The following is a 25,719-nucleotide window of genomic DNA, read 5'->3' as shown; positions in this document are numbered from 1 at the left end:
CGTTGCTAAGTTCATGATCGTTTATTTATCGTTGATATAGGATAGAAGACTTTGGTTAATAAGCCATTACGTACTGACGGGCGGTCTGCGTAACGCTGAACGATTTTTGGGCATGTTCCCTGGCAAACCGGATTTTCTGCCGGAAGGCTTCGGTTTCATACACCGCTTGTATATGGGCAATCTGACGGGCACAGGCGGCAGCATCTCCCACCGGAAAGTGCCAGCCAAATACCCCTTGCTGAATGATCTCCATCGGGCCTTCGATATCGGATACCAGTACCGGTACACCGGCCGCCATAGCTTCCGCAACAGTCAGCCCGAACCCTTCATAACGGGATGGCTGTACCAGCAAATCGTAACTCCGGAACTGCGCATAGATGAACTCACGGCTGCGCAGGCCCAGAAACGAAACATAGGGGACGATATCCAGCGAGCTGACCAGTTCCTTCAGATAGTCGAGTGATTCTCCTTCGCCGATCAGATCGAGCCGGAGCCGGTTCATGCCCTGCTGATGCACCAGAATAGCCAGCGCCTGCAACAGGATATCCTGCCCCTTTTTGCTATGCATCAGCCGGCCGATCTGCACCATGCGGAAAACCGGCGAAGCACGGTATGGGTCCCGCGCCGGAATATGCCGGACATTAATGCCGTTCGGAATAACGACCGGCGTCACGGCGGTTCGCTGCCGCAGGTCATTCGCTACCGCTTCGGAAATGGCAAACACCTTATCGTACTTAGTAAAATACCGGTTCGGGTAATTTACATCGTGCACCGTCAGGCAGGTCGAGTACCAGTGCGGAGCCAGCAGCCCGATGAGCTCGTTGTTATGGCAATGCACCACCCACGGATCAAGCCGGTATAACAGCCCGTTTAGTTTGAGCAACGGAATAGGGTTGCGGCTGCCGGGTTTCCGGTTCAGGCAGAACACCCGCACCCGCGGGTCAATTTCGTCAATCAGTGCCTGCTCATAGAAATCATTAATAATAATCAGTGACACCTCGTGCTGCCGGCATTGCTCATTCAGTATATCGACCAGCATGGTCTGCAAACCACCGGTTTCAAAGCTGAAGGTAAGATGGGCGATCTTCATCGGCTTATCAGGGTTTGTTTGACAAATGCTTTAACGGATTCGTAATATACCTGCCGCACCGACGGTGACCAGCGCGAAGCGCCGTGCCGCAGCAGGGTTGTTTTGATATCGGTCAGGAAGCGGTTGCCGCCCGTGGTCGTCTTGGTCGTTTCCCAGATCCGGAACGCCGATAACGGCCCGTCGGTAATGGCGTAAATCGGCCCGCGCTCCAGTAACCGCAGCCATAAATCCAGATCCATGCAGTACTGCACCGATTCGTCGAGATAACCAACCTCGCGTACCAGCGAGGTCGCATAGAACGACCCTTGCTGCACAATGTCGTACTTCCGGTGCAGCAGATGCGGCCGGCCCGGAATCGGGATATTCCGCCCGTCAAACACGCGGCCCTGCCGGTCGATCAGGTCGGTTTGGGTACTGTAGTAAATCGCACCATCCGGTTTTTGCCGGTACAGGGCCACAATTCGTTCCACGCAGTCGGGATACAGAATGTCGTCGGAATTTATCCAGCCCACCAGTGCTCCCTTAGCCAGCCGGAATCCCTTATTGATGGCATCCGATTGCCCGCGGTCCTTCTCCTGAATAAATACATCGACCTTATGACGGCCCGGCTGCCCCTGAAAGTGCTCCACCACCGAACGCGTCTGATCGGTAGAGCCACCGTCGGCAATGATGTATTCGATGTTCGGATAGGTCTGGTTCAGCACCGACTGAATCGTCTCGCCAATGAACTCCCCCTGGTTAAACGAAGGAGTGACGATCGTAACCAAGGGTTGTTCAGGCATAGTTGTACGCGTTTGGCTGTGACTTCGGTACTACTGTTTTTATCAAGTCAGCCGGTTGCTCCCTCGACCGGTAGAGGTCGGGATGCAGCAGGCCGATGAAATAACTGATTGGAAAAAAGAGCTGGACAAAGCCACCGGCTCCGTTATAGACGTTGCCCCAGAAGAACGGCACGAAAAACCAGAACACACACAAACTCAGCATTGACCAGTAAGCGCCCAAGGCATGTTTGTAACACAGCACGGCCATTTGGCCGAACAGCACATAAAAAATAAGAACCACCAGCAGCCCGCTTTGCAGGGCCAGCCCGATGGTAGCCGAGTGCGGGTCGTTGAGTTCTTCGTCAAGGTCGGTTGTGGCTTTGTGGTCAGACTCCAGAAAGCTTTTCGAGCCATAGCCTGTGATGGGCTGCCGCTCAATACCACGGATGGCATACTGCCAGATCCGCATCCGGAACTGAAAGTCGCTTTCGGTATTATAGTTGGTTGCTACCTTTTTGGCCAGCAGGCTCTTGCCAAGCAGGCCTGCCGGTAGCAGCAGAATAACGCAACCGGCTATGATGTATTTAGCCCGTAACGACAGATATGGAAAGGCCAGTAATATATAGGATAAACCCACCCCGCCCCACGCGCTGCGGCAATCGGTATAGACCAGAAACACGTTGGCGATCAGGAACAGAAATCCGTACCAGATCTTGTCTTTCAGGGCGTCGCTCGTCAGCAGCAGCCAGAGCGCAAACAGGCCGCCCACGCCGAGCACCATCGCCGTATGGGCGTAATAAAGCATCCCGCCAAAGCGCAGCATGTTGTCGGTTGTCCGGTCAGGAAAGAGCACCAGCGGCCCGACTTTGGTCAGGTGGGTAAACGCAGTGGCCGGTAAGAAGACAAATACCACAAATACGGCTATCAGCTGCATGACCTTCCGGAAATCAATGGCATAAGCCATGGCGCAAAAGCCCAGAATAACCATGTAGCTCAGCATAATATTTAAGGCATTCCTGACCTGCGATGCGGCATCGTCGCGGCCGAGGCTCACCAGCAGGGCTGTCAGCACAAACAGGCTCAGACCAACCCTGAACCTGAAAAAGACCTGCAGGTGGCGCAGGTAGCCGAACCAGGCCATGATGCCGATCTGCACGGGTAATACCAGGGCAAAAAACAGCACGTGATTTGGGGCTTCAGCTTTCTGCACACTCGATATACCCTGCAAATCCCCGAAGTGGAACAGCAGCGCGGTCAGCAGCAGTCCCATAAACACCATCGTGTATGTGTTCCGGCTCATCATTCCGTTACTGTTGTTGATACGTCTGTTGTTCTGAATAAGGTCTGATCGTCTGCTCCAGCACATCGGCAAATGCCTGTTCTGAATAGTCGCGGACCAGTTTGCGGTATGCTGCCCGGCCCATCTGTGCCGGATCAACCTGACCGGTCCGGAGCTTGCGGAGCAGCTGTGGTAATTCGGTTTCCATATCCGCCAGCAGAAAACCGGTTTCATGGTCTTCAATCAGTTCGGTCAGGACGTGGGTTTGCGTGGCGATAACTACCTTCTGAAAAGCCATCGCCTCCAGCACAAACGACTGTCCGGCCGCACCGGTATCATCTTTAATGGGCAGCAGACACGCCTGCGCATGTGCCACCAGTTCTTTAAATTCAGCCCGTGGCAAGTCGCGGAATACCGTGATGTTACCGTAGGTTTTTCCCGTCGGCAGGTCGTCATTCAGACTTGCGCCACAAATCACCAACTGCTCAGACCGCTGCGCAAACACCCGTATGAGGGCAGCATAATCGCGGTTGGTGTAGCCACCGGCAAAGAAGTACTCAGCGGGCAGCCGGCCGGTAAGCAAGGTGGCAGCCGGCTTTTGCTCAGGCTGATACGGCAGCGGAGCGTACAGCAGCTGGCTTTTTTTCAATCCAAGTTTCTGCTGGTACAGATTCAGCTCATGCTGCGAAAACACCTGCACAATATCCTGATCGGTAAGCAGCAAGCGGAACAACCAGCGAAACAGCGGGAAGTAGCGCGGTGCATGCAGAAAAAAGCCGAAATAGATCAGCTTCCGGTACCGGATCAGTCCCAGCCGGTGCAGCAACAGCACCGATAGGGCAACGTATGAATTGACAACAATAACGCCGGAATCCTGCAACGCTCTCCGCTGCCGGAACAGGTGCCAGCTGTCTCTGATAAAATCCAGCCCCAGCCCAACCTTTGATTTAATCGGATTCCGTTCACCCTGCTGTAGCAGCATAAAGCGAAAGTTCAGCTCACGCAATGTCGTGATCAGAACCGGCGGAACGCCCGTGGTTGGACTGATGAAGTAATTCATAACTCGACAGAAACAGGGGTTTGGGCCCGGGCGGTTACCGTTCGGTTCAGTACCCGGCCATAGAAACGCAGCAGCTTGACCTGCTCAAATTCCCACGAAAGCTCATTTAATACACGCCGGTAGCCGTACTCGCCCATCCGTTTCCGTTCTTCCGGCCGGTCAAGCAGCCATTCAATGCGGTACGCAAACTCACTGACATTGTTATGACTGACATACAGCGAAGCCTCCTGTGCCGACACACGGCCTTCTTTCAGGTCGTATTGTACAACCGGCTTTTTCAGGGCCATGTATTCCATGATTTTGTTCATGGTCGAGAGGTTGTTCAGGTCGCTGAATTTATCCGGATTCACACAGACATCGGCGGTGTTCAGAATATCGACCATCTTATCGTCGGGTACGCGACCGTAGAAATCGACAAATTCCGTCAGGCCCATTTGCTCCGACATGGCTTTCAGGGTTTCCAGACTGGTGCCGCCGCCGACAATGGCAAACTGAATGTCCTGCCGCCGCCGGGTCAGGATATCAATTGATTGCAGCAAGAGGTCGATGCCTTCCTGCTCGCCCATCGTGCCCAGGTAACCGACCAGGTAGCGGCGACCTTTACGGTAAGCCGGATTACCGGCCGTGAGCCGGAGCCGGTCCAGCTTGGGTCCGCTGCGGATCACCTGTACTTTGTCGGGATCCATCCCGCCGCGCCGGATGGCAATCTCTTTGTATGACTCGTTGGTCGCGATGCTGAAACTGGCCGTTTTAAATGTCAGGCGTTCGAGCAGCACCATCAGACGGTAGAATAAATCCTTCCGGCCGAACTTGGCAATGTATAACTCAGGGTTAATGTCGTGATGATCAAACACATATTTCACGCCGAACGGCTTAAACATTGCCGCTACCAGAAAAATCAGATCGGGCGGGTTGCAGCCGTGGATCACATGAAACCGTTTTTTTGCAAACACCCTGATCGCCAGCACCGTCCACCAGAACAGGGCTGAACTATATTCAAACAGATACCCCAAAGCACCGTCGGCTTCGGTTGCCAGCGGATGCCGGTAAATATCGATGCCGTCCAGGTGCTCAAAACGCCTGGTATATCCTTTCATAATGGGCGAGATAATACTGACCTCGGCCCCTGCTTCGCGCAGAGTCGTTGCTTCCTGCCATACGCGCCGGTCGAAGGGCACGGGCAGGTTTTCGACAATGATCAGTATATGCTTACCGGAAAAATCAGCCTGAGTAGTCATTCCGTTATCTAATAAGTTTGTAATTCATCTTCGACCGGCGTCAATGCCCAGTTGATACCGATGTATTCATTCGTTGCATTCGGCAGTTTCGGTAAACGCACCAGATCCACTACCACTTTATTACTCACGCACGATATCAGGTCGGCAAACTCCGCTTCGGGCGTGCAGACCACCAGTACATCACAGGACTCAATCAGCTCACGGCCGCTCGTGGCCAGTAACTGCGACAGGTGCGGTATATGCTGGTCAATAAAGGCTTTGTTGGTGCCGGTCAGTTTCGACATGTTGATGTTCCGGTCGTAGATCATCAGCGAGCACCCTTTACCCAGCAGTGATTCGGCCAGGGCTACGGCCGGGCTGTTGCGCAGGTCGTCGGTACCGGCCTTAAAACCAAGGCCCAGGAAACCGATGCGGCGGTGAACATACTGCATCAGCGTACCGATGGCCCGCTGCATCTGAATATCGTTGGTCAGGTGAATGCTGTTGATAACCGGTACGGACACGTACATGTCGTGCGCCAGCATCTGGAGACCTTTAAGGTCTTTGGGCAGGCATGACCCGCCGTAGGCAAAGCCGGGTTTGAAGTAGTATTTCGAAATATTCAGCTGGGTATCCTTACAGAAAATGTCCATGACCGCATGCGAGTCCAGCCCCATGGCCGAACAGATATTGCCGACTTCGTTGGCAAAGGAGATTTTCAGCGCATGGAACGTATTGTTCACATACTTCATCAGCTCCGCAATCTGAATCTCTGTCACGGTAATTTCGGCCGGCAGGGAGTCATACAAACTGCGCATCATCAGCGTAGCCTGCTCCGACTGCGAGCCGATCAGCGTCAGCGGCGGATTGAAATAATCCCGCACGGCCGAGCCTTCCCGCAGGAACTCAGGGTTGCTGACGACAGCGAAATCCACATTGCGCAGCTTATCGGTCCGCTGCTCGATCAGGGTTGCGATTTTATCGCAGGTGCCGGGCATAACCGTTGAGCGGATGGCGATGACGTGGAACGACGTTTTTTCGCGCAGCACTTCCGCAAAATGATCAGCCACGTTAAAAATATACCGCAGATTCAGGTGACCTTTGGCCGTTGACGGCGTTCCTACGGCGACAATGGAAAGATCAGTATCGAGAATAGCTTCCCGATAATCACTTGTTGCGCGGACACGCCCTTTCTCGGATTCTTCGGCGATAATCCCGCTGATGTCGCGTTCAACGATGGTTGCCCGGCCTTGGTTAATCTGATCGATTTTGGTTTGATCGACATCAACACCGATGACATGATGCCCGTTCCGGGCCAGACACCCGAGACTGACACAGCCAACATAACCTAGTCCAAAAACACTTATCTTCATTGCTTTAGGGAATTACGTTTGTTAATGATCTAAACGGTGAGTATTTGAATGACGCTCTGTAAATCAATGGTTTCGCCGGCCGGCACCGTTGTCATTGCCCGGATTACCGATGTCGGTTGTTTGCGGTAGAACCGTTCGGAAAACCAGCCGAGCGGCTCCGGTTCGGTTTCACCGCGATGAATGGTGGTGGTCAGCGACGGCAGCAAGTCAATCCGTACGAGCCGGTCAGGGCAGTTCAGTTGGAGCAGTTCAAAATGATTCTCGGCCAGCTGGGTTACAAACACATCGGGGTGCAGGTGAAACATCAGTTCGATCTGCCGGTCCTGGGTGCCGTAATTTACAATCCGGTCGCTGATCAGCAGCCGGTCTTCGCTCTTGTCGAAATGCAGGGCGCGCTCATGCCGGCAGGCCAACCGTTCGTAGCCTGTGTGCGTGGCGGTAATTTCATCTGTCCATTCTCCCGACTGTACCTTCGTGACATTGGTCTGGTAATGGTTGAGCCACAGCAATGCCCCGCCCTGAAAGGCCTGATTCTCCCCATCGATGCAAACCGTGTTGTGTGCCCGCGTACTGACAAAGTAGTTGCGCCACGCCGATTCGGTATGGTAGGTATAGGTGCCTGGATCGACAAAAAACGGGCAACCGTCGATGTGCAGGCAAAACGACAGCGCATCGGCATGTCCGTGGGCCGCAATCGACAGGAAACCCAGCGGTGCAGCATCAAAGTAGATGTAAATTTCCCGCTCGGCAGAATCCTGCTTGCGCAGAATAAAATGCCCTTCTTCGGTATAAAAGCCACTGCCCAGCTGGACATTGACTGACGGCAGCTCGTCGAACTGCTCCTGCCCTTCCTGCCCGAACAGGAGGTAATTTTTCAGGTCAAATATCTGCCCGGAAGCGGGTTCGACAGACCAGGCACACTGCTTGAAGAACGAATCGAAAAACAGCACGGCCGCCGACGCCAGAATGGACCGGAAGTTGATGTTAGCCTCAAAGTTATCCAGTGCCACTACCCGCCCGTTGTCTTGATCGCCGTAGTTGGGCAGGTTGCCGCGGCAGTCGAGCAGCACTGAAATGTAAATGGCAATCTGCCGGAGCTGATCGGTATAGGCAAATGAAAAAGCGTTGTTGGTCCGGATGCCGACTACGTAAGCGATCAAAAAAAAGTCAGTGATAAACTGGATATAGGTTGCCGTCTGCTCCAGATTAATACCCCGGCGGTGCTGTAGCTGAATTTCGCGTTCAAGACCGGCCTTTGCGTATTTCGTCCACTCATCGGCTTCCGGAAACTGCCAGAATGAGCCGGCAATAAATAACCCGGCATACTCAGCAATCAGGTGGTTATTGGCCGACGAATAGTGCGACGGATTCTCCCGGCTATACACGCAGTGCTGGTAAATAAGTGGTACCCAGCACCGTTCGACGAACCGGCTGAACGCCGGATTTTTCTTCACTAACTGACTGGCGTTAAGAATATTCCAGCAATAGAACCAGTTAATCAGCCGCAGATTTACTTCAATATTACTATACCAGTTAACGCCGACCAGGTACGGATTCTCCTGCGCCCACGACTCAATCAGTTCCATAAAGCGGGCCAGCAGGCCGGGACTTTCAGCGCGGCGGTAGGCCAGGGCCAGGGCCGGCAGGAACGGCATCCGGTTTACCTCCCACACGTATTTGGCATTACCGGCCTCACCGGTCCGGATATCAATGTCTTTTGCGTATGTGAGCGGGAAACGCCGGCCGGTCGACAGATCCAGATGCCAGTCAACCGTTTGGGTCAGATCGACCTTGTGGTTAAAAATGGGAGCCTGTAACGGTGGCAGGTTCGTAAACTGCCCGAGATTATCGGTAAACAGAATCGATGCCGGTAATTTCGCCAGCCGGATAACAGGTTGCCAGTTCATATGCGAACGATCCGAGCGCTTCTGGACGTACTGCCGCAGCCTGAAGCCGACTTCAGGCAACGACATGGTCCGGAAGCGATAATAAAACCAGCGGTATCTGGTCATGCTATCTTTTTTCTCGTTCGTCATTCTAAGTGCTGTATCCGTATGCAAACCCGTCAGATGTTAAGCATGCTGCCGTTCGAAGCCGGCAAACCAGCGATCGAGCGACATAAGGGTAAATAATTGTTTTTCACGATTGTAGCCGCGTACCTGATGGTCGTCAAAGAACCGCGCTACGGCTTTGGTATTGATATGCCCGGCCAGGGCAGAGTCCTCTCCGGTCAGCTGATGGCGGTAGTCAGCCCCCACGGCACCTTTCAGCCAGCGCTCAGCCGGAGAGCCGAAGCCTTTCTTTTTACGGTGCGTAATGGTCTTGTCCAGAATCGACTCCGCGTAGGCCTTATGGACGATTTTTGTTTTCCGGAAGTCCAGCTTGTAGTGATACGGCAGGCTGTCAATAAAATCGACCAGCTCATTGTCGAGGAACGGTACACGCGCCTCAATACCGAAATGCATTGAAATCTTGTCGGTGTAGTTCAGCAGGTCGTCAGACAGGTTCATGTGCATATCGTTGCGCATCATGGCCTCCACCGGATGCGTGCGCTCACTACCACCCATCAGGTCGTAGTAATAGCGGATATAATCCTGCGACCGGGTAGCCGGAACGCCCGTCAGCTCTTCGATTTCCTCGTTAGTAAAAATGGCATACGACTCATCAAACCGCCGGATCGGGTCTGACTCCTGCCAGGCCGACAACGCACGGCGCACCGTTTCTTTTTCCTGAAAGCCCGGAATCTGTAAAAGTGCCGACGCCAGTTTCCGGGCAAAGGGCAGGCGGGCGTAAATCAGCTCGCTCTTATACCGGAAATACCCGCCCAGCGGCTCATCAGCCCCCTGACCGGTCAGAACCACTTTCAGGTGCGGGGCCACGGCCTGACAGAGGTAGTACATCGGAATGGCCGAAATCGTAGCGGAAGGCTCTTCAATGATGTCTACCACCGTTGGCAGCACCGACTGAAAATCAGCTGCCGAAACGCGCGTGATAACATGGTCGGCCCCGATAAACTGAGCCGTGTAGGCAGCATGTTCCGTTTCGTCCTGCTCATGGTCTTCCGTATAGCCCACGGTAAAGGCCTTGATGCGGTCGGGATAATGTTTAGCCGCAAGGTGAGCCACAATCGCCGAATCGACCCCGCCGCTGAGCAGCACACCGATCTCCACATCGGCCATCAGCTGACGCTTAACCGCCGCTTCGACCAGCCGGCCGTATTCCTCAACGGCCTCGTTAAATGAAATTGACGGAATCAATCCCTGCTGACGGCGGACGAAGGGCATCACCGTGCAGCTGGTTGACGTTTTTGCTCCCAGCGGGAAAGTGATGACATGTCCCGGACGGACTTTATTCACCTTATTCCAGAGCGTATCGGGAGCCGGGTTGTACCGCAGCCGCAGCAATACGGCCAGTGCATCCTGATTGAGTTCCGGACTGGTTTTATCCACAATCGGACGCAGTTCCGACGAGAATAACAGCGTATTGCGGCTCCGGTAGTAGTACAAAGGCTTTACCCCGAACCGGTCACGGACCAGCGATAGCTGGCGGCGCTGCGTGTCCAGAAAAGCCAGCGCAAAGATGCCGTTCAGTTTTGCCAGCCCGTCGAGGCCGAACCGGATAAGGTAATGCAGGACCGTTTCGGTATCCGAATGCCCGCGAAAGGCAACGTCCGGCAGCTCACGGCGCAACGCCTGATGGTTGTAAATTTCTCCGTTGAAGACAAGGTGATACCGGCCGCAGGCAGACGCCATCGGCTGTGCTCCGGCCGGACTCAGGTCAACAATCGACAGCCGCCGGTGGCCCAGCCATACCTGGTCATCATCGACCGTCAGTTGCTGCAGCGCCGAGGCATCGGGGCCCCGATGCGCAATCTTATCCAGATCGGCCTCTGTCAGCGGAAGATTTATGCTACCGAGAATCCCACACATGTCTGTTGTCTGTTTATAAGTCTCTTACCTGCCTGTTAATCAGTGTGCTTTTTTATCACCCGCCAGCATTTTTGTTACGGTCCACAAACAAATCCGCAGGTCGAACCAAAGCGACCGGCGTTTGATGTAAAAGCGGTCATAGCGTACGCGGTGCTCCATTTCAATCAGCTGCGAGGTCAGGCCGCGGTTACCGCGCACCTGTGCCAGTCCCGTAATGCCGGGCGTCACCTGATACCGGAGCGGGTAGTTTTTCAGCCGGAACCAGAACTGAGCATCGTGATTAACGGCATGCGGCCGTGGGCCTACCACGCTCATTTGCCCCAGCAGCACGTTAATGAACTGCGGCATTTCGTCCAGATTCGTCTTCCGCAGCAAGCTTCCGATCCAGGTTACACGGGGGTCGTTTCTGACCGCCTGGCTGAAATGCGCCTGTCTGTCGAAATACATCGTCCGGAACTTCAGACACCGGAACGGCTGCCCGTTGCGCCCCGAACGAAGCTGTACAAAAATCACCGGTCCTGCCGATGTAAGCCGTATCATGAGTCCGACCAGCGGAATCATCCACGAGAGTACAAACACAATGACCAGCAGCGAAAACAGCAGGTCGAACAGACGCTTCTTCCGGCTTAATCTCGGCGCAGGTGTCAGCAAATCCACCTTTTTAGGGGACAGATTATGCTTTGGAGGCGCTGAGGTAGAAAATGACATCATCGTTTGTTAATGGTTGCATAAACGTGAGTATACCAACGGACCGGATCCGTCATGACTCATGGTTATTCGTTTCATTTTCAAGAAACTGGCCGGCATCGGGCAGCTCATTTTTATAGGCGTAGCGATACGGCAGACCGTTTTCAAAGCCGTTCAGCACGAGGTGTAAATTCGGGAAACGACGCTCGTACTGCAGCTTATCCAGTACCGGCAGCTGTGCCTTCGGTGTTACGCTTTTACGCACTACCAGCAGGCTGGTATCAGCGCAATAGGCCAGTAATTTGGCATCGGTAAAAAAGCTGATCGGCGGCGAATCCACCACGATGTGTGAAAAACGGCGGCGCAGTTCCTGGAACAACTGCCCCAACCCGGCCTGTGCCAGCAATTCTGCCGGATCAGCAACCGGCGTACCGCTCGTAATCACCCAGTACTGGTAATTGTAATCGGTTACGGGCTGCATGATGTCGTCGAGTGTGGCGCGGCCGGCCAGATAATCCGAAATTCCGGGTTTGCTTTCCGCATTCAGCGCTTTGTGGGCCCTTGGCTTGCGCAGGTCCATTTCAAGCAGAATCGTCGGCTGGTTGGTGAGGGCAAAGCTGGCCGCCAGGTTCATGGAAATAAATGACTTGCCCTCGCCGCTGATACCGGACGTAACCAGCACTACCTGCGCCATGTGCGGGCTCACACGGATATGCTGCACATCGGTCCGCAGCATTTTAAACTGCTCAATAATCTGCGACTGGGTGCGGGGTTTGACGACCAGCGGCTGCTTTTCCTTGCTTCTGACAATCTCCCCGATCACCGGCACCCGCGTTACGCCTTCTATTTCGCGGCGCTGCTGAATCCGGTTGTTCGTCATGTCTTTCAGAATCAGTACACCCATTGGCAGGATAAAGCCAGCCAGTCCGAAAATCAGAAAAATGATCAGCTTTTTGGGTTTTATAGGGTCGGGGGTACTGTGTGCCACATCAACCATGACATTTTCGGAGACCTCAGCCGCATACGAAAGCGCCGTTTCTTCCCGCTTCTGGAGCAAATACGTGTACTGGCTGTTCTTGATGGCCTGCTGCCGCGTAATATCCAGCAAGGTACGTTCCTTGCCCGGCACCGTCCGTATCTGGCTTTCGGTCCGGTTGTTCGTTTTTACCAGCGTGTTCTGTGTCAGCTGGAGTGTCTGCTTATTATTCTGGATGTTTTCGTTAATGCCCGTCCGTGTTGCACGGATCTGGTCGTCGAGGCTTTCAATCAGGGGGTGCTCTTCGGGCGTCGTCCGCAGCAGCTGATCCCGCTGCATTTCCAGATCGCTGAGTTTGGTTACCAGATTCAGCAACACGGGATCATTCAGGCCCATGGTAGCCGGTGCCACACCCCGCTGATTGGCTTTCGAACCGACATAGCGCTCAACGTCGCGCAGGGCACCCAGCTGGATATTTACCTCGTTCAGCTGGGCATCGTTCTGTTGTACCTGTTGCAGAAACGACTGGGCCTGTGCGTTCAGATCGGTAATCCCTTCCGTACGTTTGTAGGATTCAACGCCTTTTTCGGCCTGATTCAGTTCCTGTGACAGGGATGCCAGCCGGTCGTCCAGAAACTTAAGGGCGTTCTGCGCCAGGCGGTTCTTGTCGGCAACAACCGCCTGATTGTATTCCTGCACCAGTTCATTCAGAATTTGCTCACCCCGTTCCGGCACTGTGTCTTCAAGCGTCAGAATGACTACGGTTGATGCCTTATTAGTCGGCTCAATGGTCAGAGTATTGATGTAATTCGCTACTACATACGGCAGTGGTGTTACCTGTACATACAGATCTGTGCCCGGCAAGACCGACCGTATGGTCTGAATCCGTAACTGGCCATAGGGCGTCGAAACAGACTGATTGAGCGGGTAAGGTACGTCGTCAATCGCCACCGTCCGGTCAGACGTAAAGACCAGGTGTATTTTGTCTTCATACAGCAGTTCGCCCGGTTTTTCAACGATCAGCTCAATGGGTGATTTACCGTAGAGGTCTTTCTTTTTGAAGGCATCTTTCCGGAAATAGGTGACGCCCAGATTAAGCTTGTTGACCACCTTGTTCATCAGCCGGAACGAATGCAGGATTTCAATTTCGTTCTCAACCACCTTTGAGGGCACAAAACTCGGCTCGTCTTTCAGAATACTCTGTTCTTCAACGCCCTTTTTCTCATCCTTGATCAGCACGCTGGCCTGAATCCTGTACACAGGCTGCTGCCGGTACACGTATGCAAACGCCAGCCCCAGACACACGATCATCGATCCCACAAACCATTTCCACTGTCCTACATAGCGCCGGAGTGCCATTTGCACAACAGCTCTGTCAGCTTCGTAAGCCATGTAAGGATCGTATGTTGATGTTGTTTTTGACATAAGCAAGTAAGCTGTAACGGGTTCTGATGTGTTATCGCCGGATGATAATAGCTAATAGTGACAGTGTACTGGCAAGGGCCGGAATCAGCAGATACCAGCGGTCGGCGCTGGTAATGCGGGCCTTGCCGGGTTCAACGTAGATGGTATCGTTGGGCCGCAAATAGAAATGAGGCGACCGGAAGAGGTCACGCCGCGTCATATCAATCCGGATAAAGCTGCGCTGCCCGTTTTGCTCACGGATGAGCAGCACATTATCGCGCCGGCCATAAATGGTAATATCACCGGCCAGGCTCAGCGCTTCGAGCAGGGTAATGTGGTCGTCCGGAATTGTAAAAAGGGAAGGCCGTGTAACCTCACCCAATACTGAAATACGAAAGCTCTGATTACGGATACTGACTGTCGGTTCGCGCAGGTATTTCTTTAATCGTTCACGAATAATACCGGCTGCCTGGGAAACAGTTTGATTGCGTATTTCAATTTTCCCGATCAGCGGCATTTCAATTGTGCCTTCCGGATCAACTAAATAACCTACTGCCGGTGGTAATGGATTTGTACCGGTAAATTGGTACGCTGTTTTATTTTCAGTTGTTGAATTTGTATACGGATTAAAAAAGTCCGCCGCTTCAGGATTCAGGCTACTAACCTGAATCGATAAAACATCTCCAGTACGTATCGTTAAAGGGGCCTGTTCTAAAATTGCCTGCGTGCTATTTGAAAAACTGTCCTTCTGAAAATACACCAGTTCTTTCGCGGAAGTACATCCGATAAAAAAGCCAGCCAGAAATACGCCAACTGTTAATTTTATTACACTAATATTTTTCCAAAAAAAACGCATCATGATTACGTATGGTACAGTATTTGCTAAGCAGTCTATCTTTTTTCATAGCGTCCATAAAGTCAATTAAAAATTGACTTTAGCAAGAATCGATATAACTATATTGATAAAAAGTTGATTGATACACATTTCTTGCACAGTTATTGCACAAAGTTTATCAATGCGACCTCTAGCAGACTTTTAGCAACTGATATTTTAATTTTCCTAATAAGTTTAGACTCTCTTGGCGTAAAAAGTAACAGGAGGTTTAAAGTTATTTTTTAAAAATTACAACTATATATCATATGTTAAAAGATATTATATTATTATAAACACCTAATTCTAAGCACTATAAGCCTTAAATTAACTCTGACGTATTTCTGCTTATGAAATATATTTCTGTGATAAAAGAAAGTGTCGAAGAGTTGCTGACGATTGAAAAACAGCAACGTCAGGCACGGTTGAGAGACCGTGTCCGGTTTCTGAGGTTTTTGAAGGAAGGTCGGGCACAAACACAACAGCAAGCCGGGGAGCAGTTAGGCCTGTCTTTACGACAAAGCCAGCGGCTTTGGCAAACCTATCGTCAGGAAGGCATTGATAAGCTTTTGCAGACCGGCTACCAGCATGGATTCGGTAAATTAAGTACGCATCAGCTCAGTGAGCTAAAAAAATGGCTGATAACGCCTCCACATAAAAAGTTGAGCCAAATTCAGGCTTATATAAAGGATCGCTGGCAGATTGATTATACAATTGCTGGTTTAAGCCTGCTTTTTAAGCGAATGAAAATAAAATATAAGCCGGCCAGAATTGGCAAAATGAAAGAAAATATTGAACAGCAATACTAAGTATTACGTAAGTATTACGCATTATTTACAGGTGCAGACAGCTGAAAAAACGGCATCAAAATACGCCCGAATGATTTAATTTTATTACGTAAGTAAGGTATTAATGAATTGAATACTATAGTAATTATTACTTATTAATACTGGCTTATTACGCTGATTTTATAAAAAAGAAAGGCTATGTTTTAGTCTGTAATCATGATTTGGAGGTCCGCCTCCAAATCATGAGAAATCATTTTTTTTCTTACCCGATAATCAGCCGCTGACCCGGGCGTAAATTATTCCCTTTTATCCGGTTCTTTTTCTTAAGCTGCTCTACCGTTAATCCATTATAGCGCTGCACAATGTTCCAGAGTGTATCGCCATGCTGCACGGTGTGGTACTTAGGCTTATGCACTTTTGACTGTACAGCTTTACGGATTGCCTTCTCTGTTCCCTGATCGGCCAGCTGCTCAAGCCGCGTTTCGGCTGCTTCACGGTAAATAACCAGTCGCTGGCCGGACTTTACATGCGTACTGCGCAGCTTGTTCCATTGCTTCAGGTCATAGACATCAACTCCGTACCGCTCCGCAATCCGTGCCAGTACGTCGCCCCGCCTTACCACATGGGTAACTTTCTGCGGCTTCCGGGCGATCACCTCTTCAATGTCGTCAGGCTGGTTTTCGGGATCGTCAAAAACGCTGACCGAGGCATCGGCTGAGGCTAACAGTTTTGACTCCGCCAGTAGCGGGCTGGTATCCCGCATAAGCCGTATGGAATCAGCAGTCTGTTGTTGTTCTTCGGCATCGGCAAACAGGACATTAACCATCATTCCCGGCGTATGGGCCGACGAATCCATGATAGAAGCACGGTTAGCAATGATATAATGATGCTTCCCGCTCGGTACACGCAACGGGAACTGGCGGGTGTGTGCCGGCAGCACGGTAGTAACAATCTGGGGATTCAGCTTCTGCAGGTCCTCCAGCTGGAGACCACTGTAGCGGGCAAACCGGGGCAGGTCAACGTACGAGTTAATGTGTACCGTATCGTGCGGGATTACGTATTCCGGATGTTCTGCCACAATGCCGTGATCGTCGGCATAATTCATCAGGTAGGTAAAGGCAATAAACTGCGGCACATACGAGCGCGTCTCTTTCGGCAGGTGATCGTAGACCGTCCAGAACGAATTGCCGCCTGACCGGCGCATAGCCCGTTTTACCGTGCCGGGCCCGCTGTTGTAAGCCGCCAGCGCCAGGTGCCAGTCGCCGAAAATCCGGTACAGTGATTTGAGATAGCGGCAGGCGGCCTCGGTCGCTTTCGCCGGCTCCATCCGGTCATCGATAAATTCGTCCTGGTACAGATTCATGTCGCGGCCTGTTGCCGGCATAAACTGCCAGAGCCCTACGGCTCCTACCCGCGAGACTGCCCGCGGATTCAGCCCCGATTCAACAATCGACAGGTATTTCAGTTCGTCGGGCAAGCCATATTTCGCCAGCATCTTTTCGTACATAGGGAAATAGATATCCCGCCGTTCGAGCATGGTACGCGTATAGCTTGGCTTCCGGAAGGCAAAGTAGTCAATATAGCTTTGTACAGCGCTGTGGTACGGTAACGCTATACTCTTCTCCAGTTTTGGCAATCGCTCCTGTATCAGCGCGGGCGAAATAGTCGGTAAGTTAACGACTTCCTCGACAATCAGGGTATCAGTCGCTGTTGTATCGGTCTGTGCCGCAAAAGCAACCGGATGAATACCGGCAGTACCGGACGTACTTGTCAGTACCAGACCCAGCGCACACCCAACTCCACACATCTTCAACAGGCTATGAGTCACTTTTTTCATCTACCAAAACGGCTATAGGTTAATAACTACATTGGATTATGTATAAAACCGGCTATGCCGGGCTATTTGTCAGTTCTTTTGCAAACGCAACCAGCTTTCCTTCTTCGAATGGTGCGCCAAGCACCTGAATACCGATCGGCAGGCCGGCAGCATCCGTTCCGTTAGGCACGGCAATCGCCGGATAACCCACTACATTGGCCTGCACCGTAAAAATATCGGCCAGGTACATTTGCAGCGGATCAGCCGTTTTTTCACCCAAACGGAACGCTGGAGAAGGTGTCGTTGGTGATACTAAAAAGTCATATCTGGTAAATAACTCCTCAGTTTCTTCGCGAATTAATCGCCGGACCTGCTGCGCTTTCGTGTAATAGGCATCATAGTAGCTGGCGCTCAGCGCAAAGGTACCAAGCAGAATCCGCCGGCGCACTTCAGCACCGAAGCCTTCCGTACGGCTTTGTTTGTAAAGCGCGATCAGATCAGTTACACCCTGCGCCCGGTGACCATACCGCACGCCGTCAAACCGCGAAAGGTTGGAACTCGCTTCGGCAGTTGTCAGAATATAGTAGGTTGGCAGCAGATGCGGGAGATTTTTGAGTTCAACCGGCTCAACGACATGGCCTGCTGCACGCAGCGCATCCAGCTTCCGGCGGGTAGCCAGGCGAATGGCTTCGTCCACGCCTTCACTATCGACACCGTCTTTCAGATAGGCAATCCGTAACGGCCGGTCCGGCAGGGAGGCACTTGCATATGCCGACACGGGCTGGCTGGAAACGGTACTGTCATATTCATCGGCACCGGCCATAACTTCGAGCAGTAAGGCAGCATCATACGGATTATTGGCAATCGGCCCGATACAGTCGAATGACGACGCGTAGGCAATCAGGCCCCAGCGGCTGATGCGGCCATAGGTTGGTTTCAGGCCGACAACGCCGCAGAAAGCTGCCGGCTGGCGTACCGAACCACCCGTATCCGAACCGATTGACGCCAGACACAGACCTGCCTGAACGGCTACTGCTGAACCGCCCGACGATCCGCCCGGTACCCGATCCGGATCGGCGGCATTGCGCACCGGCCCGAATGCCGAACTTTCATTGGAAGAGCCCATAGCAAACTCATCACAGTTTTGCCGGCCGATGACAATTGCGTCTTCGCTGAGCAGCCGCTGAACGGCCGTTCCGGTAAACTGAGCAGTAAATCCCTCCAGAATAGCACTACCGGCCCAGACAGCATGGTCCTGGTGGCAAAGCACATCTTTCAGGCCGATTACCATACCGAAAAGCCTACCTAACGGCTCCCCGGCGGCGGCTTTGCGGTCTAAGGCATCTGCCTGCCGGCGGGCTTCGTCGGCATACACCTCCGTGAAGGCGTTCAGATGCTGAAATTCATTGATACGATCGAGGTATTGGTCGACCAATTGGCGGCACGTAACAGCACCACGCTGCAGATCGGTCTGAACGGCGGTAAAGGAACGATAAATTGTCACGGTACAATAATGACCGTAGGGTTAGCGTCCTGGGCTACGGAGCATAGGCTACATAGCGCAGGACGCTAACCCTACGATAAATGAGCATTAGGTTAATTTATTTCGATTCTTTCAGGCCGTCTTCGATATTATCACGGACTTCCTTAGTAGCATCTTTAAATTCACGAATGCCACGACCCAGGCCACGTGCCAGTTCCGGCAATTTTTTAGCGCCGAAAAACAACAGCAGGGCCAGGAAAATTAATAACATTTCCTGTCCACCCAGACCCATAAAAGCTAAGATCGATGCGAAAGTCATATTCGTTTCGGATTATAATGTATGCAAAAATATAAAAGTAATTTGTAATACTCTATTAAAACACCGTGAAAATAGTTAACTACTCACTGACCTTCACAGGTTACCGGAATTCTAGCCAATAGGGATGATTTCCTTCCTGTTAACAGCCTGTGTTGACTCCCAGGCACGGAATTTTTCGATGTCATCCCGTATCGCGCTGATCAGCCAGACGACCAGTGCAATATCGTCAGTAATCCCGATGACCGGCAACAGGTCCGGTATAAAATCAATCGGTGAAACGAAGTAGATCAATACAGCGATTACCCGGATCAGGGTTTTCCAGGGGATCTCGCGATACTGCCCTGATGCATATGACTTCAGCATGCGGCTCAGCAAGCCGATGTGCTCGCGGAAAACCTGCATTTTTTCACCGGTTAACCCGCCGCTTTTCTGTAACGCTTCACGGATCAGGTTTAACAGGCTGGTACTATTCCGGGCATAGCGAACTGCTTTCGAGTTTGCCTGCCGGAAGAAAATCGAACTTAGAACACGTTTTATGAGTGAATCCTTAGCCATGACTTAATATACGTTTGTCTGTAGGATGGTGGATTTGTTGATTGGTTTAAAAACCATTCAAGCGTATAACAAATTTTGTTCGCAATTATTTCAAAAACCGAGTTAGTTGTCCATTAAATTTCTGCCGGTGTCTATACTGATTAACCAAAGAATATGAGCAAGTCGTTGGTTTCAAAAAAACTACACTCGTATTTTTGCCCCGATCTTTTTCATTCTCCTAATCAGATTTTATATGAAAATTACCGTAGTAGGTGCCGGAGCCGTTGGTGCAACCTGTGCCGATAATATTGCCCGCCGTGAGTTAGCCGAAGAAGTAGTACTGCTTGACATCAAGGAAGGACTCAGCGAAGGCAAGGCACTGGATATGTTCCAGACGGCTGCGCTGTGTGGCTTTGATACCAAAATCGTCGGGTCAACGAACGATTATTCAAAAACAGCCGGTTCTGATGTTGTAGTGATTACGTCAGGTCTGCCCCGTAAACCGGGCATGACCCGCGAAGAACTGATTGGTACCAATGCCAACATCGTAAAAGGTGTTACCGAGAATATCCTGAAATATTCACCGGATACGATTATCATCATTGTATCGAACCCGATGGATACCATGACGTATCTGTCACTGAAAACATCCGGCCTGCCTAAAAACCGGATTATCGGTATGGGTGGTATTCTGGATTCAGCCCGCTTCAAGACATACCTGTCGCTGGCCCTGGATTGCCCGCCGAACGATATTCACGGCACAGTAGTTGGTGGCCACGGCGATACAACGATGATCCCGCTGACCCGTCTGGCTACCCGCAACGGTGTTCCTGTCGGCCAGTTCCTGGATGCTGATACATTGCAGAAAGTAGCCGCTGACACGATGGTTGGCGGAGCAACCCTGACGAAACTGATCGGTACGTCGGCATGGTACGCGCCGGGTGCAGCTGTAGCGTCGCTGGTCGAAAGCATCATCCGTGACCAGAAGCACATTTTCCCATGCTGTGTATCACTCGACGGCGAGTACGGTCAGTCAGACATTTGCCTTGGTGTACCGGTTGTCATCGGCCGCAATGGCTGGGAGCAAATTGTTGACTATAAGCTGAACGAAGAAGAGCAGGCTGCCTTCGCGAAATCAGCCGATGCGGTCCGCAGTATGAACAATGTACTGAGTACGCTTGACCTGGGTATTTAAGCCCCTTAACAGCATTTCAGAACGGCCCCGACAGCAGCTGCTGCCGGGGCCGTTCCCGTTTAAATACAATTTTACACTTCAACCTACCTTTTCGTCCATTCATCACTAAAAAGCTCCTTTTCAACACATTACTATAGATATACTGTCTATTCCCGCATTACCTTTACAGCATCGAACAACAACAGATCTAAAAAAACAACAACAATACTATGAAAGCGTTAATGACTATTTTCGCGCTTGGCACAGCCGGTTTATTTGGTATTTATACCGTTAAACAATCAGAATCAAACGCACACATGCCGAAAACCAAAACAATTGAACAGCAGCTTACTGAAACTGTTTCACCGGCTTTACTCCGGAAAATGAACGAAGATGACCTGATTATACGTTTCCACGTAGACGCGGATAAACAAATTGCACGGGTTAATGTTAAAGGTAAAAATCCGGCAGTGAGCGCACAACTGATGCAGGAGCTGAAGGGAAAGGCCCTGACTGGCAAGGGTGTAGATACTGAATCGACATACGAAGCACGTTTTCGGCTGAAAACTGCATAAAATAAGGACTTTTGGCGTTAAAGAGCCAGATACATACTTTTTTAAGTAAGGGTTAAATTGGGTTAAGGGGAAAGCATTTGGTCGGGGATGACTAAATGCTTTTTTGTTTTAGTTCCGGGTAAAAAACTGAATCAGTACGATACAGATCGTTGTGAAGAGCGTGCTGGCCACAATACGGATCAACGTCGGCACAAATAGTGTCAGACTGCTGGCTTCAATGGTGAACAAGGTAGTATGATGCAGCAGCGCCAGCAGAATTGTATAGCGGAAAAACTTAGTAAACCCCAGTTCATTCAGTGACAGGAGCTGGCGTTGCTCCTGCCCGGGCAGATCTACCTGCGTACGGAGAATCATCGGCCGGACATACGCAGCCAGTACGGTTGCCGCTGCATGCATACCGAGTGTATTGTAGAAGGTATCAACAATAATTCCCGTAAAGAAAGCGATCAGCAGAAAGGCAGACCGGTTGATCTGTGGCGGCAGCAGCAGAATACCGGCGATGTAGACAAAGCAAAACGCGTAATCAAACAAAACGACATTCCGCAAAATGAGAATCTGCAGAAACAGGTAGAGCAAAAAGAGAAATACAAGATTGGTGATTTCGCGGAGCGTCATTGTCGTTATTCAGTAGCAGACCATTACCCGGTACAGGATCAGGACGCACTATTTATCATTTTCAATTTGTTTCTCAAGTTGTTCCTGTTCCTGACGCAACTTGTTGTTCACTACATAAACAAAAGACAAGTTGCTGAAATTAGTCGACAGGTCAATCGTAATGTCATGAAACGTCATGTTTGGCTGTACGCCGATTGTCCGGACCCGGCCAACCAGAATGCCCGGCGGGAAAACCGAGTTATGTTCCGACGTAACGACGGAATCACCTTTATAGACCGGTTTGTAGCGTGAAATGTCCAGCAGCTTCATCTGGTGCGGATCAACGCCATCCCATTTGGCCGAACCGATATCAGCCGCACGAACCAGTTTCGAGGAAACGCGGAATTCTGAATGCAGAATCGACGTAATTACTGAAAAATGGCGGCTGCACAGTTTGACACGGCCCACAACGCCGGTCGGTGAAATAACCCCCATACCAGGCTGGATACCGTCATCAGTCCCTTTATCAATGGTGATGTAGTTATTGGCGTACTGGGTTGTATTATTGGTCACTTTAGCGACTTTATACTCAAACCGGTTCGCAAAAAGCGTATCAGCCCGGTAAGCGGCGGGCGCTGCCGGATGGCCCTGCTGTAACCGGGTCAGTTCTTCATGCAGTTTGCGGTTTTCTGTTGCCAGATCGGCATTCACATCCTTCAGACGGGTGTATGCCTGCACACTGTTCGACCAGATCAGCATCTGTGCCGCGTAGGCATTGGAGGTATTAAAGAAACTGGCACTCCAGTAGTTGTTTGTGTTGATAATGAAGTAAAAACAGATTACTTCCAGCAACAGAAACAAGATAAAGTTCCGGCTTCTGACGATAAACTCGACTAATTCTCCCATTCAATTGCCAAATGGATAACAACCGATGGGCAATGGCAACAAACGGATAACCGCGTTTGTGACCATTGCCCATGATACTTATTTCTGATACCGTTAAACTTAGCTGATCAGTACTGATTTATACAGATCCAGATTTTTGATAACCTCGCCCGTACCTTTTACAACGGCCTTAAGCGGATCATCGGCAACGTGGATCGGCAGTTTTGTTTTTGCCGCCAGACGTTTGTCCAGACCATGCAGCAACGCACCGCCACCCGTCAGGTGAATACCGTTGGTATAAATATCGGCCGACAGTTCCGGCGGTGATACTTCCAGGGCCTTCATTACAGCTTCTTCAATTTTCGAAATCGACTTGTCCAGCGCGTAGGCAATCTCACTGTAGGTAACCTTAATTTCTTTCGGGATACCCGTCATCAGGTCACGGCCACGGATTTCGTAGTCAGCCGGCGGATTGTCCAGTTCAGGCAGTGCCGAACCAACTTCGATTTTAATCTGCTCCGCAGAACGCTCACCGATCAGCAGGTTATGCTCACGGCGCATGTAATCTACAATATCGCGGGTAAACACGTCACCGGCAATCCGGATTGACTGTTCACAAACAATGCCTGAAAGCGCAATGACAGCGATTTCGGTAGTTCCCCCGCCGATATCCACAATCATTGTTCCGTTTGGCTGCGTAATATCGATACCGATACCGATAGCAGCCGCAATTGGCTCGTGTACCATGTACACTTCTTTTGCACCAGCGTGCTCAGCCGAGTCCTTAACGGCCCGCTTTTCTACTTCTGTAATGCCTGACGGAATACAGATAACCATCCGATGCGACGGCGAAAACAATTTTCCACCCGAGTCAATCATTTTGATAAGACCACGGATCATCAATTCGGCAGCCGTAAAGTCAGCGATAACGCCATCTTTCAGCGGACGGATTGTTTTTATGTTTTCATTCGTTTTTTCGTGCATCTGCATCGCCTTATGGCCAATGGCCAGTACTTTACCACTGGCTTTATCCATAGCGATAATCGAAGGCTCATCCACCACAATCCGGTCCTTGTGAATAATCAAGGTATTCGCTGTACCCAGGTCAATCGCAATGTCGCTAGTTAAAAAATTGAAAATTCCCATTTCAGGCGTATTACAAGGCGTTTTTGCTACTTTTTTTGAAAGGTCTGCAAAATTATAGATAATTTGTATGAAAACCCCTCAGCAAATACGACATATTTATTACTTTTTTTAGATGACAATCAGTACATAAGTTTCCTTACTTTATCGCTATCTGTTTACCGACACTGCCTTTTTAAGTACTAATTTTGGGTTTTGACTTCCGACTTTCGACTTTTGCAGCATTATGGGAATTCGTTCGGTATTTAGTCGGCCCCTGGCACAATGGGTCGTTCAACGGCAACAGGAGTGGATGTACCAGCCTGCCGAAGCACAACAACGCTGGTTTAAGCAACTGGTTTCGGTCGGGCGGCAGACACAATTTGGTAAAGATCATCATTTTCATGATATCCAGACCATCGAAGACTTCCGGCAGGCCGTTCCTGTCCGTGATTATGAAGATCTGAAACCCTACATCCAGAAAATTCTGGACGGGGCTCCGGATGTGCTCTGGAAAGGCCAGCCGCTTTACTTTGCCAAAACCTCCGGGACAACCTCCGGCACCAAATACATTCCGCTGACGAAAGAGTCAATCCCCAATCATATCAACTCCGCCCGCGACGCTTTATTAAATTATATTCACGAAACAGGTAATAGCGCTTTTTTGGACAAAAAGCTGATTTTCCTGTCGGGTAGTCCTGAGTTAGTACAAAAAAACGGCATTCATATCGGCCGTCTGTCGGGTATTGTAAACCACCACGTTCCGGGCATCCTGCGTACCAACCAGCTGCCGTCGTATGAAACCAATACCATCGACGACTGGGAGACCAAACTGGAACGGATTATCGACGAAACCATCGACCAGCCGATGTCGCTGATTTCGGGTATTCCGCCGTGGGTGCAGATGTATTTCGACCGTATCCGGGAGCGCACCGGCAAACAGATCAAAGACGTATTCCCTGAGTTTTCCCTGTTTGTGTATGGCGGTGTAAATTTCGAACCCTACCGTGCCAAACTGTTCGAAACCATCGGCAAGCGCATCGATTCCATTGAGACCTATCCGGCGTCGGAAGGCTTCATTGCTTATCAGGACACGCAGACCGAAGAAGGGCTGCTGATGTTACTCGACAGCGGCATTTTCTTTGAGTTCATCGCTGCCGAAGACTATTTCAGCGAAAATCCCAAACGGCTGACTATAGACGAAGTGGAGTTAAACAAAAACTATGCGGTTGTGATTAACAACAATGCCGGTTTATGGGGGTACTCGCTCGGTGATACGGTTAAGTTTGTGAGCCGCGACCCGTACCGGCTGCTGGTAACGGGGCGCATTAAGCACTTTATCTCCGCATTTGGCGAACACGTTATCGGCGAGGAAGTGGAAAAGGCGCTGCAATATGCCATGACAAAGCACCCGGAAACCGAAGTAGTCGAGTTTACTGTCGCGCCGATGGTATCACCGGCAGAGGGTCTGCCCTATCACGAATGGCTCATTGAATTTGCCGCCCCCCCGCACGACCCCGCCGCCTTTGCCGCCGACGTTGATCAGCGTCTGGTCGAGCTGAATGTCTATTACAAAGACCTGATTACAGGCAGCATTCTGAAGCCCCTCGTCCTCAGCAGCCTGTCGCGCGGAGCATTCCAGCGCTACATGAAGGCGCAGGGTAAACTCGGTGGCCAGAACAAAGTCCCCCGCCTGTCGAACGACCGTAACATTGCCGAAGGCTTGCTGGAGGCAGGACGATAAAAAGCATGAAAATCACCAACGTAGAGATCGGGGACTAC

Annotated in this window: 22 protein-coding genes; 4 read left to right on the top strand and 18 right to left on the bottom strand. The window is 51.1% G+C overall.

Translation table 11 applies throughout. The features are described 5' to 3' along the window. Positions 1–55 precede the first annotated feature (55 nt). The 11 genes from AC23NW_RS07055 to AC23NW_RS07005 form a co-directional block, all read right to left on the bottom strand. Complete coding sequence (locus AC23NW_RS07055) at positions 56–1,090, bottom strand: glycosyltransferase (RefSeq protein WP_487448558.1); 1,035 nt, start codon at positions 1,088–1,090, stop codon at positions 56–58. Continuing rightward, entirely contained in the window at positions 1,087–1,872 is a 786-nt protein-coding gene (locus AC23NW_RS07050; protein WP_293837349.1) for a glycosyltransferase family 2 protein, read from the bottom strand. Before AC23NW_RS07050 ends, AC23NW_RS07055 begins: the two co-directional genes overlap by 4 nt. After that, the gene (locus AC23NW_RS07045) at positions 1,865–3,154 is read right to left on the bottom strand and encodes an O-antigen ligase family protein (protein ID WP_487448557.1); all 1,290 of its coding nucleotides are present in this window, start codon (positions 3,152–3,154) and stop codon (positions 1,865–1,867) included. The genes AC23NW_RS07050 and AC23NW_RS07045 overlap by 8 nt, the downstream gene beginning before the upstream one ends. 4 nt (positions 3,155–3,158) lie before the next feature. Then, on the bottom strand, positions 3,159–4,190 hold the full coding sequence (locus AC23NW_RS07040; RefSeq protein WP_487448556.1) for a glycosyltransferase: 1,032 nt from the start codon (positions 4,188–4,190) through the stop codon (positions 3,159–3,161). After that, positions 4,187–5,428 carry a glycosyltransferase family 4 protein gene (locus AC23NW_RS07035; protein WP_487448555.1) on the bottom strand — a complete coding sequence of 414 codons (1,242 nt, stop codon included), beginning with the start codon at positions 5,426–5,428 and terminating at the stop codon, positions 4,187–4,189. The genes AC23NW_RS07040 and AC23NW_RS07035 overlap by 4 nt, the downstream gene beginning before the upstream one ends. An 8-nt stretch (positions 5,429–5,436) precedes the next feature. After that, positions 5,437–6,780: a nucleotide sugar dehydrogenase gene (locus tag AC23NW_RS07030; protein ID WP_487448553.1), complete on the bottom strand. Its 1,344-nt coding sequence runs from the start codon at positions 6,778–6,780 to the stop codon at positions 5,437–5,439. Positions 6,781–6,809: 29 nt separating this feature from the next. After that, positions 6,810–8,816, bottom strand: a complete 2,007-nt coding sequence (locus AC23NW_RS07025; RefSeq protein WP_487448552.1) for an alginate lyase family protein — start codon at positions 8,814–8,816, stop codon at positions 6,810–6,812. Positions 8,817–8,852: 36 nt separating this feature from the next. Then, entirely contained in the window at positions 8,853–10,709 is a 1,857-nt protein-coding gene (asnB, locus tag AC23NW_RS07020; protein WP_487448550.1) for an asparagine synthase (glutamine-hydrolyzing), read from the bottom strand. A 39-nt stretch (positions 10,710–10,748) separates the two neighbouring features. Further along, the gene (locus AC23NW_RS07015; RefSeq protein WP_293837342.1) at positions 10,749–11,420 is read right to left on the bottom strand and encodes a sugar transferase; all 672 of its coding nucleotides are present in this window, start codon (positions 11,418–11,420) and stop codon (positions 10,749–10,751) included. Between the two features lie 49 nt (positions 11,421–11,469). Then, positions 11,470–13,764 (bottom strand): GumC family protein, encoded by a 2,295-nt coding sequence (locus AC23NW_RS07010; protein WP_487448548.1) that lies wholly within the window; start codon positions 13,762–13,764, stop codon positions 11,470–11,472. A 64-nt stretch (positions 13,765–13,828) separates the two neighbouring features. Further along, positions 13,829–14,635: a polysaccharide biosynthesis/export family protein gene (locus AC23NW_RS07005; RefSeq protein ID WP_487448546.1), complete on the bottom strand. Its 807-nt coding sequence runs from the start codon at positions 14,633–14,635 to the stop codon at positions 13,829–13,831. A 362-nt stretch (positions 14,636–14,997) separates the two neighbouring features. Here AC23NW_RS07005 and AC23NW_RS07000 point away from each other — a divergent pair, with 362 nt between their 5' ends. Continuing rightward, positions 14,998–15,456 carry a helix-turn-helix domain-containing protein gene (locus AC23NW_RS07000; RefSeq protein WP_487448544.1) on the top strand — a complete coding sequence of 153 codons (459 nt, stop codon included), beginning with the start codon at positions 14,998–15,000 and terminating at the stop codon, positions 15,454–15,456. A gap of 241 nt (positions 15,457–15,697) precedes the next feature. Here the strand turns inward: AC23NW_RS07000 and AC23NW_RS06995 are convergent, their stop codons facing one another. The 4 genes from AC23NW_RS06995 to AC23NW_RS06980 all read right to left on the bottom strand — a co-directional run bounded on the left by AC23NW_RS06995 (position 15,698) and on the right by AC23NW_RS06980 (position 19,608). Continuing rightward, the gene (locus tag AC23NW_RS06995; protein ID WP_487448543.1) at positions 15,698–17,272 is read right to left on the bottom strand and encodes a lytic transglycosylase domain-containing protein; all 1,575 of its coding nucleotides are present in this window, start codon (positions 17,270–17,272) and stop codon (positions 15,698–15,700) included. 52 nt (positions 17,273–17,324) lie between these two features. After that, a complete protein-coding gene (gene gatA, locus AC23NW_RS06990; RefSeq protein WP_487448542.1) occupies positions 17,325–18,755 on the bottom strand; it encodes an Asp-tRNA(Asn)/Glu-tRNA(Gln) amidotransferase subunit GatA in 1,431 nt (476 codons plus the stop codon). 97 nt (positions 18,756–18,852) lie between these two features. Continuing rightward, on the bottom strand, positions 18,853–19,053 hold the full coding sequence (locus AC23NW_RS06985) for a Sec-independent protein translocase subunit TatA/TatB (RefSeq protein WP_071504395.1): 201 nt from the start codon (positions 19,051–19,053) through the stop codon (positions 18,853–18,855). A gap of 111 nt (positions 19,054–19,164) precedes the next feature. After that, positions 19,165–19,608, bottom strand: coding sequence for a YkvA family protein (locus tag AC23NW_RS06980; protein ID WP_293837337.1), 444 nt, complete (start codon positions 19,606–19,608; stop codon positions 19,165–19,167). Positions 19,609–19,840: 232 nt separating this feature from the next. On the opposite strand from AC23NW_RS06980, the gene mdh reads away from it, so the two are divergent. Both mdh and AC23NW_RS06970 read left to right on the top strand, forming a co-directional pair. Further along, a complete protein-coding gene (gene mdh / locus AC23NW_RS06975) occupies positions 19,841–20,782 on the top strand; it encodes a malate dehydrogenase (RefSeq protein ID WP_293837336.1) in 942 nt (313 codons plus the stop codon). Between the two features lie 209 nt (positions 20,783–20,991). Beyond that, complete coding sequence (locus AC23NW_RS06970; protein WP_487448539.1) at positions 20,992–21,336, top strand: hypothetical protein; 345 nt, start codon at positions 20,992–20,994, stop codon at positions 21,334–21,336. Between the two features lie 108 nt (positions 21,337–21,444). Here AC23NW_RS06970 and AC23NW_RS06965 read toward each other — a convergent pair whose 3' ends face one another. The 3 genes from AC23NW_RS06965 to AC23NW_RS06955 form a co-directional block, all read right to left on the bottom strand. Further along, on the bottom strand, positions 21,445–21,951 hold the full coding sequence (locus AC23NW_RS06965; RefSeq protein WP_293837334.1) for a hypothetical protein: 507 nt from the start codon (positions 21,949–21,951) through the stop codon (positions 21,445–21,447). A gap of 48 nt (positions 21,952–21,999) precedes the next feature. Beyond that, positions 22,000–22,836 carry a rod shape-determining protein MreC gene (mreC, locus tag AC23NW_RS06960; protein ID WP_293837333.1) on the bottom strand — a complete coding sequence of 279 codons (837 nt, stop codon included), beginning with the start codon at positions 22,834–22,836 and terminating at the stop codon, positions 22,000–22,002. A 99-nt stretch (positions 22,837–22,935) separates the two neighbouring features. Next, positions 22,936–23,961 carry a rod shape-determining protein gene (locus AC23NW_RS06955; RefSeq protein WP_071504401.1) on the bottom strand — a complete coding sequence of 342 codons (1,026 nt, stop codon included), beginning with the start codon at positions 23,959–23,961 and terminating at the stop codon, positions 22,936–22,938. 223 nt (positions 23,962–24,184) lie between these two features. Between AC23NW_RS06955 and AC23NW_RS06950 the strand changes: the two genes are divergently transcribed. Next, the gene (locus AC23NW_RS06950; RefSeq protein WP_293837332.1) at positions 24,185–25,681 is read left to right on the top strand and encodes a GH3 auxin-responsive promoter family protein; all 1,497 of its coding nucleotides are present in this window, start codon (positions 24,185–24,187) and stop codon (positions 25,679–25,681) included. Positions 25,682–25,719 lie beyond the last annotated feature (38 nt).

Source organism: Arsenicibacter sp. R0_47 (assembly GCF_057652235.1).
Note: the sequence above shows the minus strand (reverse complement) of the source record. Positions and strands in the feature narration are given on the sequence as shown.